The organism is Moraxella nasibovis, from assembly GCF_029581575.1.
Classification (GTDB): Bacteria; Pseudomonadota; Gammaproteobacteria; order Pseudomonadales; family Moraxellaceae; genus Moraxella; species Moraxella nasibovis.
In genome coordinates, this window is sequence record NZ_CP089975.1 from 2,115,039 (window position 1) to 2,131,729 (window position 16,691).

Annotated in this window: 16 protein-coding genes; 2 read left to right on the forward strand and 14 right to left on the reverse strand. The window is 46.2% G+C overall.

What is annotated here, in order from left to right; translation table 11 throughout:
• Positions 1 to 71: 71 nt before the first annotated feature.
• On the reverse strand, positions 72 to 1,100 hold the full coding sequence (pheS, locus tag LU290_RS10070; RefSeq protein ID WP_277808444.1) for a phenylalanine--tRNA ligase subunit alpha: 1,029 nt from the start codon (positions 1,098 to 1,100) through the stop codon (positions 72 to 74).
• 343 nt (positions 1,101 to 1,443) lie between these two features.
• Here pheS and LU290_RS10075 point away from each other — a divergent pair, with 343 nt between their 5' ends.
• Positions 1,444 to 2,547, forward strand: coding sequence for a porin (locus LU290_RS10075; RefSeq protein WP_277808445.1), 1,104 nt, complete (start codon positions 1,444 to 1,446; stop codon positions 2,545 to 2,547).
• 143 nt (positions 2,548 to 2,690) lie between these two features.
• On the opposite strand, the gene rplT is transcribed toward LU290_RS10075, so the two are convergent.
• The 7 genes from rplT to ubiG all read right to left on the reverse strand — a co-directional run bounded on the left by rplT (position 2,691) and on the right by ubiG (position 7,833).
• Positions 2,691 to 3,047, reverse strand: a complete 357-nt coding sequence (rplT, locus tag LU290_RS10080) for a 50S ribosomal protein L20 (RefSeq protein ID WP_277808446.1) — start codon at positions 3,045 to 3,047, stop codon at positions 2,691 to 2,693.
• A 29-nt stretch (positions 3,048 to 3,076) separates the two neighbouring features.
• Positions 3,077 to 3,271: a 50S ribosomal protein L35 gene (gene rpmI, locus LU290_RS10085; RefSeq protein WP_089539557.1), complete on the reverse strand. Its 195-nt coding sequence runs from the start codon at positions 3,269 to 3,271 to the stop codon at positions 3,077 to 3,079.
• A gap of 214 nt (positions 3,272 to 3,485) precedes the next feature.
• A complete protein-coding gene (gene paeA / locus LU290_RS10090) occupies positions 3,486 to 4,796 on the reverse strand; it encodes a polyamine export protein PaeA (protein ID WP_277808447.1) in 1,311 nt (436 codons plus the stop codon).
• Positions 4,797 to 5,111: 315 nt separating this feature from the next.
• Positions 5,112 to 5,870, reverse strand: a complete 759-nt coding sequence (locus tag LU290_RS10095; RefSeq protein WP_277808448.1) for a YciK family oxidoreductase — start codon at positions 5,868 to 5,870, stop codon at positions 5,112 to 5,114.
• A 47-nt stretch (positions 5,871 to 5,917) separates the two neighbouring features.
• The gene (locus LU290_RS10100; protein WP_277808449.1) at positions 5,918 to 6,361 is read right to left on the reverse strand and encodes a hypothetical protein; all 444 of its coding nucleotides are present in this window, start codon (positions 6,359 to 6,361) and stop codon (positions 5,918 to 5,920) included.
• On the reverse strand, positions 6,358 to 7,071 hold the full coding sequence (locus tag LU290_RS10105) for an HAD family hydrolase (protein ID WP_277808450.1): 714 nt from the start codon (positions 7,069 to 7,071) through the stop codon (positions 6,358 to 6,360). Before LU290_RS10105 ends, LU290_RS10100 begins: the two co-directional genes overlap by 4 nt.
• Before the next feature lie 9 nt (positions 7,072 to 7,080).
• The gene (ubiG, locus tag LU290_RS10110) at positions 7,081 to 7,833 is read right to left on the reverse strand and encodes a bifunctional 2-polyprenyl-6-hydroxyphenol methylase/3-demethylubiquinol 3-O-methyltransferase UbiG (protein WP_277808451.1); all 753 of its coding nucleotides are present in this window, start codon (positions 7,831 to 7,833) and stop codon (positions 7,081 to 7,083) included.
• 349 nt (positions 7,834 to 8,182) lie between these two features.
• Between ubiG and LU290_RS10115 the strand changes: the two genes are divergently transcribed.
• The gene (locus LU290_RS10115) at positions 8,183 to 8,806 is read left to right on the forward strand and encodes a thiol:disulfide interchange protein DsbA/DsbL (protein WP_277808452.1); all 624 of its coding nucleotides are present in this window, start codon (positions 8,183 to 8,185) and stop codon (positions 8,804 to 8,806) included.
• Positions 8,807 to 9,176: 370 nt separating this feature from the next.
• Here the strand turns inward: LU290_RS10115 and LU290_RS10120 are convergent, their stop codons facing one another.
• The 6 genes from LU290_RS10120 to panB form a co-directional block, all read right to left on the reverse strand.
• Complete coding sequence (locus LU290_RS10120) at positions 9,177 to 10,919, reverse strand: ABC transporter ATP-binding protein/permease (RefSeq protein WP_277808453.1); 1,743 nt, start codon at positions 10,917 to 10,919, stop codon at positions 9,177 to 9,179.
• 131 nt (positions 10,920 to 11,050) lie between these two features.
• Positions 11,051 to 13,222 (reverse strand): TonB-dependent receptor, encoded by a 2,172-nt coding sequence (locus tag LU290_RS10125; protein WP_277808454.1) that lies wholly within the window; start codon positions 13,220 to 13,222, stop codon positions 11,051 to 11,053.
• A 213-nt stretch (positions 13,223 to 13,435) separates the two neighbouring features.
• The gene (gene yjgA / locus LU290_RS10130) at positions 13,436 to 13,942 is read right to left on the reverse strand and encodes a ribosome biogenesis factor YjgA (protein ID WP_277808455.1); all 507 of its coding nucleotides are present in this window, start codon (positions 13,940 to 13,942) and stop codon (positions 13,436 to 13,438) included.
• A 72-nt stretch (positions 13,943 to 14,014) separates the two neighbouring features.
• A complete protein-coding gene (gene rapZ, locus LU290_RS10135) occupies positions 14,015 to 14,896 on the reverse strand; it encodes an RNase adapter RapZ (protein WP_277808456.1) in 882 nt (293 codons plus the stop codon).
• A gap of 14 nt (positions 14,897 to 14,910) precedes the next feature.
• The gene (gene panC, locus LU290_RS10140; protein WP_277808457.1) at positions 14,911 to 15,762 is read right to left on the reverse strand and encodes a pantoate--beta-alanine ligase; all 852 of its coding nucleotides are present in this window, start codon (positions 15,760 to 15,762) and stop codon (positions 14,911 to 14,913) included.
• Positions 15,763 to 15,794: 32 nt separating this feature from the next.
• Positions 15,795 to 16,622: a 3-methyl-2-oxobutanoate hydroxymethyltransferase gene (panB, locus tag LU290_RS10145; protein WP_277808458.1), complete on the reverse strand. Its 828-nt coding sequence runs from the start codon at positions 16,620 to 16,622 to the stop codon at positions 15,795 to 15,797.
• Positions 16,623 to 16,691: the final 69 nt, after the last annotated feature.

Genomic DNA, 16,691 nt, shown 5'->3' on the forward strand with positions numbered 1-16,691 from the left:
CTTATTTTTTTATTCGCTTAAATAATTCTTGGAGTTTCACCGACTCAATCTACAAAGACATATCTGCTACATTAGGCGAACTGCTTTAAAAATCTCAAATCATTTTGGAAAAACAGACGCAAGTCATTCACGCCATAATACAGCATGGCAAAGCGTTCAATACCCATACCAAAGGCAAAACCTGAATATTCATCAGGGTTGATGCCACAGTTTTTGAGTACTTGCGGATGCACCATGCCACAGCCCAGCACTTCTAGCCATTTGCCATTGTCGGACAAAATATCCACTTCGGCAGACGGCTCAGTGAATGGGAAAAACGATGGGCGAAAACGCACGGTCATTTCTTTACCAAAAAATGCGTTCAAAAATTCATGAATCACGCCTTTTAATTCAGCAAAACTGCTGGATTTGGAAATCATCAAGCCTTCCATCTGATGAAACATCGGCGAGTGCGTCTGGTCTGAATCACAGCGATACACACGTCCAGGGCAGATGATACGAAGTGGTGGCTCGCTAGATTCCATCGTGCGAATCTGCACGCCTGATGTGTGCGTACGCAGCAGATAATGAGCATCAAAATAAAAAGTGTCATGCATGGCACGAGCAGGGTGATGATCAGGAATGTTGAGTGCCTCAAAGTTATAATAATCGCTCTCAACTTCAGGACCTGTCGCCACGCTAAAACCCGCCTGCGTAAAAAACTGTTTCATGCGTTCGGTAACATGGGTGATGGGGTGCAGACCGCCTGTCGCCACACCACGAGCTGGCAGACTGATATCCACCTGCTCGCTGGCAAGTTTGGCATTTAGGGCGTTTTGTGCCAACACTTGACCACGCTCATCAAATGCCGTGCTAATGCGAGTGCGTAACTCATGCAAATACGCCCCATAGACTCTTTTGCCGTCCGCATCCAGACTGCCCATCTGCTTGGATAGGGTGGTGATGGGGGATTTTTTGCCTTGTAGGGCAACTTTGAGTTCTTGTAACTCTACTTCACTGGCAGCATCGCCGATCTGCTGGCACGCCAAATCCGCAAAATTCACAAAATCTTGCTCTTGCAGATCAGCCAAGGCTTTATCTAAGGTGGGTAATGTGGTCATAAATCAGCAACTTTGATCAATTTTTATGAAAAAAATAATAGAAAAATAAACAACTTATTGTAAATAATTCATTTTCAAATGTAAATAAGCGATTTGTATAATTCATCAAAATTCGCAATTATCTGCCTTTTTCACCCCACTTTGCTTGGATAAGACGAAACTTTAATGCTTTTTGGCAAATTTTTAAAAAAATCTATTGACAGCGTTTGTTCTTTTTTTGTATATTTGCGTTGCATTCTTAGTGATTTCTTACAGAATTGCAAATCTAGCTGTCGCATCGTCATACTCTATGGAATAAAAGCCACTGACGACGCATGGATCATCAGCCTTTAAGGAACTTTTTATGAAACTTTCTGTACTAAACACCGCCATCAAGGCAACCACCGTGCTTGCCGTCGCAGCACTTGCTACCGAATCGCTTGCTGCTCCCAAGATCTCTGGTCGTCTTTACTTGTCAGCACTTTATGACAATATTGACAGTAAAGATCACAACACCGTCACGCAAGTCACCTCAAACAGCAACTCTGACCGCACTTCTTTGAATTCAAGTGGCTCTCGTGTTCGTCTAACTGGTAGCGAAAAAATGACAGACGATGTCGATTTAGAATACTGGTTGGAATATTCTGTTTTTGTAGATGATGACGGTGCTGGAAAAAACTTTACTTCTCGCAATACCTACCTGGGCTTTAAGCACAATGACTACGGTACGGTTCGTGTAGGTCGCATTTTCACCCCAGATGATGACATCGATTATGTTGACCAGAGCTATCTATATGCCTCTGGTGCAGGTTTGCCATTCAGCTATACAGGTCAGCGCACGAACAACACCATTCAGTACATTTCACCAAAATTAAACGATGGTAAAACCCAAGTTAAACTGCACTATGCCATGGATGAAAACACTGCTGGTAGTCACGGCGGCAGCTTTACTGCATTTAATCATGGCGTTCCACAAAAACAAGAGCGCGACATGATTGCAGGTCACATCTTGCATGAAGATGAGAAATATAATGCGGGCGTTTCTTATACTTATGCAGGTGATTTTAGTGCGCTAAGAGGTATGGTCAGCTACAAACCAACCGAACAACTAACCGTTGGCGTCATGGCTCAACAAACCGACTACAACAGTGGTGACAAAGAGCTTGGTGCACTTGTAAGCGGACTATACTCCTTGGATAAGATGACTGATGTATATGCACAAGTAGGTCATGCAAATAACTATCAAGGCTACAAAGATGGCGAACTAACCAAAGCCAGTGTTGGTCTTATCAAATGGTTGAAGCGTGATGGCGGTGTTCGTCTGCGCACCTTTGGCTCGCTGTCATATCTTGACCAAGTTTCTCATTCTTACAAAGAAAGAACGGATAATAATGTCGTTCATAATGACTTAATTCGCTCAGAAAAAGATGGATTTGGTTTAGAGATGGGTCTGCGTTACGATTTCTAACATAGCACTTCCTGATAAAAATAACCCGCCTCATCAAGGTGGGTTATTTTATGAGTCATCCATCAAGATTATTCACATCATAAAAAACCGCAACACAAGACGCATTGCGGTTTTGGATTTGGTCATTTAGTTAAATAACTAAATTATGCCAATGCAGCTTTTGCTTTTTCGCAGATGGCAGTGAATGCCGCTGCGTCATGCATGGCGATGTCCGCTAGGATACGGCGGTCGATCTCAATGCTTGATTTTTTCAAGCCATTGATCAGACGGCTGTAAGACAGACCGTTTAGACGAGCACCGGCATTGATACGAGCAATCCACAGACGGCGGAAAGAGCGTTTTTTATTGCGGCGGTCACGGTATGCGTATTGACCTGCTTTCATTACCGCTTGTACGGCAACACGATACACGCGAGAACGCGCACCATAGTAGCCTTTTGCACGGGCTAGAACTTTTTTGTGACGGCGATTTGCTTGTACACCACGTTTTACACGAGCCATTTTATTCTCCTAAAATTTAAAAATATCTATTATAGATATGGGCACATACGGCGGATTGATGGAACATCAGCGACATGAACCATTACGCAACCACGAAGTTGGCGGATACGCTTAGGAGATTTTTTGGTCAAGATGTGGCGTTTGAATGCTTGCTTACGCTTAAAGCCGTTCGCTGTCTTTTTGAAACGCTTTGCAGCACCACGTTTGGTTTTAAGTTTCATAATTAACCTCTTTAATAATCATAAGTCTTGCGACTTGACGAACCTTTTTGCCATGTGCCAATCAGCACGAGCGGAAGGTGGGACGCATATTATAAAAGCATTTATCATAAATTGCAAGCCCAAAAATGACTCAGTGACGGCTGAATCTAGGAATGCCAATCATAAAAAGATCATAAAAAAGACGCTTTCATCAGCGCCTTTTTCACTTCATCATCGATCACATCCAGTCTCTGTCTGTATCCTCAGGCAGACGAGTGACCAGCACTTGGTCGATCTTATAGTGGTCAATGTCCACCACTTCAAATTTCAAGCCACCGTGCGTCACAAAGTCGGCAGGGCGTGGAATCTTGCGCAAGCGATACATGATAAAGCCCGCCAGCGTCTCATAATGATCCCAATCCTCAAACTCACAGTCCAAAGCATGGCGCACATCATCGATGGGTGTGCTGCCATCAATCAACCATGAATTTTCGTCTCGCTTGATGATCTGCTGCTCTTCTTCAATCGGCGCAACCCAGTCGCCCATCACCGTCATCATGATGTCCGACAGCGTGATGATGCCCACCACCAGTGCATATTCATTGATGACGACCGCCAAGTCCTCTTTACTGGCACGAAATTTATCCAAAAGCTCAGATAAGGTCAGTGTATCAGGAATGATCAGCACATTTCTGATGGTGGATTCGTGAATGTTCACGAGCGACTGATTGTTCAAAATCCGCACCAAAATGTCCTTGGTATCGACATAGCCGATGATGCTGTCGATGCCATCATTACACACCAAAAACTTAGAATAAGGATAATCGGCGATCTTCTGACGAATGCTGTCTTCGCTTTCGCCCAGCGTAAAATACACCACATCTTCACGCACAGTCATCGATGACGGCACGGTGCGCTCTTCAAGCTCAAAGACATTTTCAATAAAGTGCTGCTCTTGCTGCAAGACCACGCCCGCCTGCGCCCCTGCATCGACGATGGCAGAGACATCATCAAAGGTGATGTTGTCCTCACGGGTGGTGTTGACATTAAATAGCTTGAAGGTCAGGTTTGCGATGGTGTTGATGATCCATGCCAAAGGCTTGACCACTTTGATGACGATCAGCACAGGGTTGATGACAATCAAGGCGATCTTCTCAGGGTTGATCATCGCAATGCGCTTAGGGATCAGGTCGGCGTACAAAATAAAGATGAGCGTCACCAAGATGAATGATGAAAAAAACGCAATGCTGTCAAGCCAAGGACCTTGATAAAACCGCCCAATAAAAGACGCAAAATAAGGACGCAGCGCCGCCTCACCGACCGAACCACCTAAGATGGCGACGGCATTTAGACCGATTTGACTGGTGGCGAAAAACTCTGCCGAATTTTCCTGCAAATGCAAAATCTTATCGGCACGCTCATCACCGTTTTCAGACAGCAGTCTTAGTTTTAATTTGCGCGCGCCTGCCAAAGCGATCTCAGAGATCGAAAAAAAGCTCGACACCAAGATCAAGATCAGAATCAAAATGATGTGTTGTAGTAATTCCACGGTAAATCCAATGGTATTAAAAATTTACCAACCGCCCCAGCGCCGCTTTGTCGATTGATGCAAGCTTGTTTGGCGTGTGCTAACTGGGCTGTTGGTCGGTTGAAGGATTGATGGTTTATTTCAAGTTTAAGGGCTTATTTTAGCAAATTTTATCAAGTTATGCCCATACAATTCAAGTACAAAAACTGATGCAACTTTAAATCAGGCGCTCGCCCATCAAAGAGCCAAACAAACGCTGAGCCACATAGGTGCCAAAGCCGCCTGCATGAGAGTCGCCTTAGCAAACAAACTGGCAGACCAAAACCTGCCTGTTGCTTACTTAGGCTGGCAAGCGATGACCTGCCCCTTGACGCCACTTGCCTCATCGGTCATCAGATACACATAGGCACTCATGATGTCCGCAGGCGTTTTTAGGGTGTTTGGGTCTTCGCCGGGGAACGCATGGGCTCGCATATTGGTGCGAGTCGCCCCGGGGTTGATGCAGTTAAAGCGGAGCGTGGTTAAAGTCTGTGTCTCTTGGGTAAAAATCGTTGCCATGCCTTCCACCGCCTGCTTGGATAAGGCATACGCCCCCCAAAACGCACGGGGCGTGGCGACCCCACTGCTGGTAAAGATGACCGAACCGCTCACAGACGCACGCAGTAGTGGCATCAGGCTTTGCGTCAGCATAAACACAGCGGTCGTATTGACACGCATTACCTGCTCAAAGGTAATCGGGTCGTACATTTCAAGCGGTGTCAATGCCCCCAAAATCGCTGCATTGTGTAGCACGCCGTCAAGATGCCCAAACTCTTTTTCGATCAAGCCTGCCAGCTCATTCATCTGGGCAAAGCTCGCCTTTTCCAAATCCATCGGCAAAATCGCAGGCTCTGGCAAGCCCAATTCTTCAATCTCATCGTAGACCGCCTCAAGTTTGGCTTGGGTTTTGCCAAGCAAAAGTACGGTCGCACCGCACTTGGCGTAGGTCAAAGCCGCCACCTTGCCAATGCCATCGCCCGCCCCTGTTACTAAGATGATTTTGTCTTTTAGGCAATCTGGAGTCGGCTGATAAGTTAAAATGTCGCTGTGTGTCATGGTTTTTCGTTCATTTATTTAGGTACAATTTATTTAGGTGCAATCGGTTATTTTTGCCACTGGCACAATCTTTGGGCAACCAGATAAAATGCGTCCGTCTCGCTCATTGGCATAAAGTCAAAACTTTTGGGTGGCATCATCATTGGTGGCGTCTCATCGGTCGATGCATACCAGATTGGTCCTCGTGAGCTGGTTTTGTCATGACAATTAATGATGGTAATGTTCGCCACATAGCCTGATAGCCTCTCACCATTTTGCAAAAAATAAGTTAAATTCTTAAACTTATATAACGGCGTGTCTTTATCATCTGTTGGGCGAAAATTCCAATCTATACGCACCGCCCCTGCCACATCCGCCAAAAATTGCACGGCTTTATCATCATCGACCACCTGCGTGCTAATAACTTCAAAATGCTTAAAATCTTCAATCGGATTCACGGCTTGGGCATGACAAACCACCGCCATCAATGGCAATGCAAATAATTTTTTCAAGCTTTATTCTCCAGCTTTGCCAGCACCCAGCGAGCCAATTCATCAGGGGTATCCAGCACCACATCCGCTCCCCACTCGTGCAAATTGGCGTGGTCGGCACGGCTTAGATAGCCAAACTTGGCAATCACGGTCGTCATCTGGGCTGCATTGCCCGCTTGGATATCACGAATGTGATCGCCCACATAAATGCAGTTTTCCGCACGCACGCTCACGCCCAGAGCATTTAAACGCTGCACCGCCAAAAATATCGGCTCAGGGTCAGGCTTGGTATTTGCCACATCATCAGGGCAAACGAGCACACGGCAGCGGTCTGTTAGGTTTAATTTATTCAGCAAGTTTTCCGCCAAATAACGAGGTTTATTGGTCACAATGCCCCAAGGTACGCCTTGATTTTCAAGGTTTTTTAGCAAGTCGTCCAAGCCATCAAACAGCTGGCTATCCACGCAAATGTCTTGTTCATACAGATCCAAAAACTCTTGGCGATAAGCAAGTAGCTTATCGTCCGTATCCGCCACTTCTGCCAGCTCATCGCCGAACATCAGTCGCACCATCGCCCTTGCTCCTGCCGAGACTTGCTCACGAATGTCGGCATCGCTTGGCGTTGGGTGGTTGTGCTTGGCACACATCACACCAATAATACGAATAAAATCAGGGGCAGTATCAATCAGTGTCCCATCCAGATCAAACAGCACCGCATCAAGTTTGCTCATCTTGCATCCTTAGGCTTTTTTGGTGAATGCCATCATATAATTGACATCAACATTACGATTGGACAGCCAAAAATGCTTGGTGATCGGATTATAATGCAAACCCGTCATATCAAAGCGATCAAAGCCTGCTCTTGTTGCCATCTGGTCAAGCTCGGCTGGCGTGATGAATTTATGATAATCATGCGTGCCTTTATCCACAAGGCGTAGCACATATTCCGCCCCCACGATGGCGAACAGATAGGACTTTGGATTGCGGTTGATGGTACTCATCACGCACACGCCACCTGGCTTTAATAAATCAAAACACGCTTGCACGATGGCGGACGGATTTGGCACATGCTCAAGCATTTCCATACAGGTGACGACATCAAAGCTTGCTGGCATTTGTTTGGCAAGCTCTTCGACCGCCACACAGCGAAACGACAAACTCTCTGCCATACCAGTACGCTGGGCATGAATCTCGCCTGCTTTTAGGTTTTCTGCGCCCAAATCCACGCCCAGCACACTTGCGCCACGCACCGCCATAGAATGCGACAAAATGCCACCGCCACAGCCGATGTCCACCATCTGCTTGCCAAGCAAAGGCGAACCCAGATGCTCAGCCACACGGTCTTCAATCCAGTTTAATCGCAAAGGATTGATGTCGTGCAAGGACTTAAACGCCCCCTGTCTGTCCCACCATTCATCGGCCAGGCGAGTAAATTTACCAATTTCGTCAAAGTCGGCATTGACCTTTGTGTGCTGCGTTGTTTGCTGCATCATATTGTATTTTCCAAGTTATCCATTAAATGTGCCTTTGACGAGACCGTCTGAACACCGCCCGCCTATCTTATCATTTTCAGGCAAAATTTGCTACTTTGGCGCCAGCTTGGCGTGTCATTTTGGTGATTTTTGGCAAATTTATGGGCTGTTTATGCAAAATTAACACAATTTGCAAAGCATGGTTAATAAATCTGTTACCACTTTTTGTAAAAAATGCGGTAAACTATGCCATATTTTTCACATTCAAAATTTTCAAAAAATTTGGTAAACTATACCATATTGACCGTTTTTCTTAATGATTTTGCTTTAAATTTAAGGCAAATTGACCACATTTTATAAGGATTTCGTCATGAAATACGCCCTAAAACTTGCTACTTTGACCGCTTCTATCGCCTTTGCCAGCCATGCGTTTGCGGCCGACTTCGTGGAAGGTCGAGACTACCAAAAGCTTGCCAACCCAGAAAACATCGCAGGCGATGTCATTGTTGTGCGTGAGTTTTTTTGGTATGGCTGTCCGCATTGCTACGCCTTAGAGCCACACATGCAAGCTTGGGCGAAGACTCGTGCCAAAGATGTGGCATTTTTCCGCACGCCTGCTGCCATGAACCCTACTTGGGAGGTGACGGCTCGTGGCTTTTATGCCGCTCAGCAAATGGGTCTTGAAAATAAAACGCACCAAGCCTTATTTGATGCTGTTCACAAAGACGGTCAGAGAAGCATCATCGCCAATCAAGAAAATCTGGCGAATTGGTACGCCACACAAGGCGTGGACAAGGCGAAGTTTAACAGCTTTTATAATTCATTCCCAGTCAGCACCAAAATCGAGCGCTCAAAACAAGGGGCGCAGCGTTATCAGCTGACGGGCGTGCCTGCGGTGGTGGTGCATGGCACTTATGTGGTGAATGGCGAAGACAAGAAAGTCACCGAAGTGGTGGATTTTCTGATCAATAAAGTCAGAAGTGAGAAAAAATAATCACCACAACACAAAAAGCCTGCAGTTAAGCGGGCTTTTTTGTACATGAAAGCTGCTTGTCGGCAATCGCTTACAAATATTGACGACTTTTGCCAATGGCGTATGCGTGCCAATTTTGCGATACTATGCACACAGCAAAGGATAAGGCAAATGGATACGCCGACTAGGGAAGACGCTGTGTACATGGAGTTCATGCAAAGGGCAACATCGCCAAGGGAATACAACAATACAGCCAAATGATCCGTCATTTGGCTGTATTTTTTATCATCACGATAAGATGCCAGGCTACGGCGCATCACACCGACAAAATCGCCACTTCTTTGACATAGCTTTCCAAATCCGTCACGCTTTCTGTCAAAAGTTCGTCATCTTATAACCTTAGCACCTGATTGTGAAAGCCATTCAGCGTACTTCTGTGTCCCACACTCACGATGATGGCATGGGGTAGTTCATTTTTGAGTGTGGTGTATAGGGCAAACTCGGTCGGCTCATCGACTGCTGATGTCGTTTCATCCAAAAAAATCACCAAGGGTTTCACAAGCAACGCTCGCACGAAAGCCACTCGTTGTAGCTCGCCAATGGAAAGATTGGCTTGCCAATCGCCCACCACATCAAGGGCGTGCGTGTGTTTGGACAGATGGCACATCGTCATCGCACGGACAATGTCTGTATCGCTTGCGGTAATGTCAGGATAACAAATCGCTTCTTTCAGCGTGCCTTGTGGCATGTAGGGGCGTTGGGGTAAAAAGAGCGTTTTGGCGTTTGGCATGGTCAAATTACCTGTCGTCTCAAACGGATAAATCCCAGCCATCGCCTTTAACAGCGTGGTTTTGCCAACGCCTGATTTGCCTTGAATGAGCAGGGCATCGCCACTTTTTAGCGTGATATTGACCGCACTGATGAGGCTTTGACTGTCCGCCGTCAGCACGCCAAAGTTTTGTAACACAAGCGCCATGCCGTCTGTTTTGGTGGTGGTTTTGGGTAGCTCGCCCAACTTATCCACCCTTGATAAAAATCCATGCAAACGGTTAAGCCGTGCTTGATACAGCGTGAATGTTTCATAAAACAGCCGAAAAAACGACAACGCTCGCATGAGACGGTTGAACGATTGTACGGTTTGGTGCATGTCACCAAGTTTAATCTCGCCTGCAAAAAATCTGGGGGCTTGGAGCATGAGTGGCAGCAGCATGGCAAACTGGGTTACGCCCGTGTTAAAGCCGTCCAAGCCAAGCATTCGGCGGACGATTGCCCAGCGATTGGTGATGATTGCCGAAAATCGCTCGGACAATTGGCGTTTTTCTTGTTTTTCGCCATCATAAAAAGCGATGGATTCGGCATTGTCCGCCACCCTGATGAGTGAATAGCGATAATCGCCGTGCAAGCGTTCTTTGTCAAAGTTTAGCCTGATGAGCGGTTTGCCAATCCACACCGACAAAGCGGTCGCCACGATGATGAACGCATAAATAAAAAACACCACGCCTTTGGGTATGGACAGCCCAAACAGCGACAAAATCCCCGACAAGCCCCACAAAATCACCGTAAATTCAATGATGCTCATCACGGCGTTGAGCACGCCACGCACCATCTCAACGGTGGTGGTGATGAACTCTTTGGCGTCTTGCTCGATACGCTGGTCGATGTTGTCAGGGGCGTGGGCGTGGCGTAGGCGGTAGTAGTTTTTATCCGCCAAATACCGCTCCAAAAGCACGCTATTGAACCGCTCTAACCATTTGATTTCAAAGGCTTCTCCGACAAATCTGTCCACGACTTCTTGGGCAACCTTAAACATCATCAAACTGGCATTGAGCAGAGCAAAAAACCAAAATGCCTGTGCGTTCATGTCTTGGAGCGAACTGTATAATTTGTTGTAAAATTGGGTGTTGAGCACGCTGATTTTGACTTCCAGTAGCACAAACAAAATCAGCACGCCAATCATCGCCAACGCCTTGACGACATTGGTGCGGTCAAGGCAAGGACGAGCGATGTGCCAAAATTTTTGTCCAAAGGGGGTAAATTTTAGCCCATAGGCGAACACGGACAGCGACAGCGCCACCCAAAAAAAGGCTTTAAACAGCCAAAAAAATGCCGTGATGAGTTCTGCTTGCCAATCCACAGTGGTTCTCGGTTTGATGTGAAAAGAAATGACAGTTGTTGCGGTGAATGGTGATAAAAATTGACAAAATCATGGTCGAACCGTAGGGGCGAATTGCAATTCGCCCCTACAGACCGTACCATGTTTTTAGATTAGTATTTAAAAGTCAAAGTCGCACGCACATTGCGTGGCTCGCCATAGGACACAAGCTGGGCATTTGGGGTTGTACCCACCAAATAATCTTTGTCGGTCAGGTTTTTTACCGCCAGACCCACGCCCCAGTTTTTGCTCTCATAGCCTGCCTTGACATCAAGCACCGTATAGGCTGGCAAATCGATGAAATGACGAGTTACATTGCCATTATTGGCGATTTGGTTGCGCCATGCGGTGCGTTCGCCTTGATAGCGAAGTCCGCCACCCACATACCAGCCCAAGCGGTCGGGGCTAAAATGGTACTGGGTCGAGACAGACGCAGAATGCTCTGGGATTTGGCTGATACGCTGACCGATGTTGGCGGTATGGCTGTTTTCCACGATTTTGGCGGTCGGAATGTAGCTGTACGAGCCTGAGATGTTCCATTGGTTGTTCATCACATAGGCGGTTTCAATTTCAAAGCCACGAGTACGCTGTTTGCCGACCAATTCGCTGTATCCTGCATTACGACCGCTTTCATAGACGGTTTCGGCGACATTTTTGCGGACTAGGTCATAGATGGACGCATAGCCTTGCAAGCGGCGGTCAAAGCCTTGAAATTTCACGCCAATCTCGGCATTATGCCCTGTTTCTGGGGCAAGCACATTGCCGTTTTTATCGGTGTCGGTGTTTTGCAAAAACGAAGTGCCAAAGCTCACATAAGGGGCGAATTTGCCTTGATAATCATACATCGCAGACAAGTTGCCAGTCAGCTCGCTGTCGGAGCGTTTGGCGGTTGCCCCTGTTACAAGATTATCCACATTGGTGCTTGCCCAGTCGTGGCGAACGCTCGCCCCAAAGATAAAATCGTTGTAGCGAATGCTGTCTTTGGCGTACAAGCCTGCGTACTGGGTGGTGGTGATGTTTTGGCTGGCATTACCTTGCGTAACGCTTGGTACGGTATAATCAGGCGTGTTGGCGTTAAAGTTACCAGCGGTGTCCTGACGGCGATAATAATCGCTCTTTTCACGCAAGAAATCCAGCCCCACCACCGCATCATGCTCAAACGCCCCAGTGTCAAAGCGATATTGTACACGATTATCAGCAGTAAGCATGGTGTCTTTTTTGACTTGATTGTCAATACGGCGTGGGATTGTGCCATTTTGGTAAAAGTTATTCGTACCGCCTGCCAAAACAGGCTTGCCGTCCGTGTCGGTTTTGGTCAGGGCAAAAATGGATTTGAAAGTCAAATCAGCACTGAGCTGATGTGCCAAATCATAACCTGCTCGCAAGGTTTTTTGCTCGTAGCCATAATCAGGAAAACCAAAGAAAGTTTTGGGGCTGTATTTTTCATGGGCGTTATTGATGGTGGTAACGCCAGTACGCAGATCGGTGCTGTTGTTGTGTGGCAAGCCCTGCTGACGAATGTACTCACGCCATTGATAGCTGGCAAGCAAGGTCAAATCCGTCTTATCGCCCAAATCCACCGTGTAGCTTGGGGCGATGTAATTGTCCTTAAAATAGACATGGTCGGTGGCGTCATCACGGTCGGAGAAGCGACCATTGAGGCGAAATGCTCCTTTGTGGCTGTCATTGGGAGCGTAGTTGACATCATAGGCAAATTCTTTGTTGTCAAAGCTCCCCACCGTGATTTTGCCTTTGGCGAAAGTCTCGTTCTCTGGGCGTTTGGAAGTTATGTTCACAATACCGCTTGGCACTGCCATGCCATAGTCTGTGGTGGTGACGCCTTTGACGACTTCAATGCTGTCTGCCCCTGCCACATCCCACGCTCGTAGGTTGTTGGAGGACATTTGTACACGCATGCCATCGACATACATCTGACTGCTGGCGACCTGCCCACGAATGATGAAATCGTCCCAGCCCCGTCTGCCCTGCACGCCTGACGACACGCCTGCGACATTTTCCAAAAGCTCGGCAACGGTGGACGCTTGTTTTTGCTCAACCTGCTGTGGGGTCAATACGCTCAATGATTGGGCAGTCTCATAAAGAGGTGTGTCATCTTTTAGGGAATTGGGCTTGATGGCGACATATTTGCCTGCTTCTTTGGAGACGGTAACATTCATCGTCTCTAATTCAACATGGGGTTCCATGTGGAACATTGGCTCATCTTGAGCGTGAGCGAATGTTGATAAAACGCCCACCGTCAGGGCAGAAAGGGTAAATTTTGACATAAGTTTGCTCGGTATTAAAATTCATAACTCGTTGATTATCCTGCAAAAAACCGCTCACCCCAATGATAAGGCGAACGGCTTGGCTATAAATTGGCTCTATAATCAACGACTGCGTATTATATCACCGCACATTTGCGTAATACTATTTCAATTTGATAGAGGTTCTCCTTTTCATTGATGTAGATTTGTGAATCATTCATCACAAGTCATCAATCACACCGACAAAATCGCCACTTCTTTGACATAACTTTCCAAATCCGTCACGCTTTCTGTCAAAAGTTCGTCATCATTTAAATGCTTGGCGTACTCAACCCACAATAATAATTGATAAATGCTGTTAAATTCGCTGGCGTTAAATTGCTTAACAAATTGCTTGATCGTGCTTTCGTCGCTTAATTTTAGGCGAGCAAACCAAGTCTCAATCTTTGCCATCTGCTCTTTGGTAAATTTAATCTCAAACAACGCCTGTGTTAGGCTGTGGCGGTCTTCTTCAATGATGAGCTTGCCCACGCGCTTGATTTGGCGGTTTTTGGCGGCGGCACTGCTGATGTCGGACAAGTGCTTTAATTCGTCCAAAAAATACTCGCTCACGGGCAAATTGGCAAGCTGTTTTTTGGACAAATTGGCAAGCGGTGTTGCCAATGCCTGCAAGCGTTCGTGGGATTTTTTAATTTCGGTGCGAGACACTCTCATGTCTTGTTTTGACCAATCAATATTCATACATTCACTCTTTAAAAAAATTATAAAATCAGTAAAAACTCATTAAAAATCAATCAGATGGCTAAATCAAACTCACCAATGGCGTTTCTCACGGTGCTTGGTGCGAACCAAAAACTGCGGCGGCAAACCTGCCTCCAAAGCCCGCCCCACTTTCTCGCTCACATACACCGAACGGTGCTTGCCGCCCGTACAGCCGATGGCGACCGTCATGCTGTGGCGGTTGTTATTGACAAAGTGTGGCAGCCATTTTAATAGATGGGCGATGATGTCGTCTGCCATCTCATCCACTTCGGGAAATCCTGCAAAAAACGCCTTGACTGGCTCATCCTGCCCTGTCAAAGCTCGCAATTGTTCATGCCAATGTGGATTGGGCAAAATACGCATGTCAAACACCAAATCCGAATCCAGCGGTATGCCATATTTAAAGCCAAAAGACAGCAGATTGACCGTGATGTGATTTTCAAAGCCCAGATAATCACGCACTTTTTCTTTGAGCTCATGGACATTGAGCAGACTGGTGTCAATCTTAATATCGGCAAGGCTTGCAATCGGTTCAAGCAGAGCAATCTCGCTGTGAATGGCGTTGGGCAAATTACCCTTGGTCGCAAGCAGTGGATGCACACGGCGAGTTGAACCAAAACGAGCCACCAGCACTCGCTCTTCGGCGATGGCGTACAGCACCGTTACCGCTCGCTCGCCATACTCGTCTTTGAGGCGCTGGTGCAAACTTGGAAAACTTGCCAAATCCGCCTGTGGCAAGCGACTGTCAATTCCCAAAGCAATCTTGTGAATGCTGTCATCTACCGTCAGACGCTTGATGGCATCGACCGCCAACGACAACGGCAAATTATCAATCACATAAAACCCAAAATCTTCCAAAATATTTAACACGGAAGTTTTGCCAGAGCCTGAACGCCCAGAGACGATGATGATTTGTGGAAATAGGGTTGTCATTTTATTTTTATTCCCTATAAAGTTATCTCTAAATTATCCAATAATCTTGCCTTACCCACAAACACCGCAGTTAAAACCACTAGGTTTTTGTCATCAGGCGTTGGGGCTTGTAGCCTATCATTATACAGCTCTAAATAATCTACTGTTAAACCCAGATTGGTTAAGTCATTATGATATTTTTGCATAATGTTGGCATAATTTTCAAAATCAGCAGTTAAAATATCGGCTTTGATTTTTTGTAAAGTTTGGTTAATAACAGGAGCGATGGCTCTTTTGTCAGGCGTTAAATAGCCATTTCTTGATGACAAGGCAAGCCCATCATCGGCTCGGACAATCTCCGCCCCGATAATCTTAATACCAAAATTTAATTCATCATTTAACTGGCGGATAATGGCTAATTGCTGATAATCTTTTTTACCAAAAATAGCAACATCGGGGCGGACAATATTAAACAATTTACCCACCACCAATCCCACGCCGTCAAAATGCGTGGGGCGAGATTTTCCGCATAAAATTTGAGCCATTCCACCACTTAATACCTGCACATTGGGCGGATAAGTCGGATACATTTCATTGACGCTCGGGGCGAACACAATATCGGCACCCGCAGTTTTTAATTGTGCCAAATCATCGTCCAGCGTGCGTGGATAACTGTCAAAATCTTCGCCCACGCCAAATTGAGTAGGATTGACAAAAATACTCACCACCACAATATCGGCGTGCTGTCTGGCGATATTAACAAGGCTAATATGCCCCTTGTGTAAATTACCCATTGTGGGGACTAAACCAACTTTGAGGGCGATTTTTTCATCACGATGTGAGTTTAATTCGGATTGGAGTTCGGCTATGGTGTTAAAAATTTTCATTATTTTTCTCGTTGTAAGTCATAAATAGCTATTTAAAAACTATGCTCCACACTTGGAAAACTTTTATTTTTTACCGCATTGTGATAATTAACAAATGCCCCCAAAATATCGCCTGTTTCATTACCACTGTCTTTTAAAAAGTCTTTGACAAATTTGGCTACCTTTTTGGTATAAACGCCCAGCATATCGTGCATTACCAAGACTTGTCCGTCCGTATCCACGCCCGCCCCAATGCCAATCACAGGCACGGCAAATTTTTCGGTTACTTTTTTGGCAAGCTCGGCAGGCACGCATTCAAGTAGGATAATGCTCGCCCCTGCATTTACCAAAGTTTCGCAATCGTTTAATAATTGCTCGGCTTGGGCATCGGTTTTGCCTTGCACTTTATATCCGCCAAACACATTCACCGATTGCGGGGTTAAGCCCAAATGCACGCAAGTTGGCACACCATTTTTGGCAAGTGTGCTGACAATCTCAGCAAGTTCGCCACCGCCCTCAATTTTCACCACATTCGCCCCTGCCTGCATTACCGCACGGGCGTTAGCAACCGCATCCGCCAAAGTCGCATAACTCATAAACGGCAAATCGGTCATAATTAGGGCGTGGCTATTGGCACGCACGACATTTTGGGTGTGATAGACCATATCGGCAACACTAACAGGCAAAGTAGAAGTCTGCCCCTGCACCACCATTCCAAGACTGTCGCCAATTAAAATGACATCAATCTCGGCAATTGCCATCAAATGGGCAAAACTTGAATCATAACAAGTCAAACAACTAAACTTTTCGCCAGTTTTTTTATATTTGACAAGGGTGGATAGGGTGATGGGATTGTTGGATTTTTCGGATAGGTAGGTCATTAAACTTTTGTCCAAAAACTACATTGTTTTTTTAATTGCAAAGGCGCATATCACGCACCACTCAACAAT

Coding starts and splice junctions, on each gene's coding strand:
- LU290_RS10125 (WP_277808454.1), bottom strand. CDS start 13,222: ATGTCAAAATTTACCCTTTCTGCCCTGACGGTGGGCGTTTTATCAACA.
- LU290_RS10095 (WP_277808448.1), bottom strand. CDS start 5,870: ATGACACACAGCGACATTTTAACTTATCAGCCGACTCCAGATTGCCTA.
- yjgA (WP_277808455.1), bottom strand. CDS start 13,942: ATGAATATTGATTGGTCAAAACAAGACATGAGAGTGTCTCGCACCGAA.
- rplT (WP_277808446.1), bottom strand. CDS start 3,047: ATGGCTCGTGTAAAACGTGGTGTACAAGCAAATCGCCGTCACAAAAAA.
- ubiG (WP_277808451.1), bottom strand. CDS start 7,833: ATGATGCAGCAAACAACGCAGCACACAAAGGTCAATGCCGACTTTGAC.
- rapZ (WP_277808456.1), bottom strand. CDS start 14,896: ATGACAACCCTATTTCCACAAATCATCATCGTCTCTGGGCGTTCAGGC.
- panB (WP_277808458.1), bottom strand. CDS start 16,622: ATGACCTACCTATCCGAAAAATCCAACAATCCCATCACCCTATCCACC.
- panC (WP_277808457.1), bottom strand. CDS start 15,762: ATGAAAATTTTTAACACCATAGCCGAACTCCAATCCGAATTAAACTCA.
- LU290_RS10115 (WP_277808452.1), top strand. CDS start 8,183: ATGAAATACGCCCTAAAACTTGCTACTTTGACCGCTTCTATCGCCTTT.
- LU290_RS10105 (WP_277808450.1), bottom strand. CDS start 7,071: ATGAGCAAACTTGATGCGGTGCTGTTTGATCTGGATGGGACACTGATT.
- LU290_RS10075 (WP_277808445.1), top strand. CDS start 1,444: ATGAAACTTTCTGTACTAAACACCGCCATCAAGGCAACCACCGTGCTT.
- pheS (WP_277808444.1), bottom strand. CDS start 1,100: ATGACCACATTACCCACCTTAGATAAAGCCTTGGCTGATCTGCAAGAG.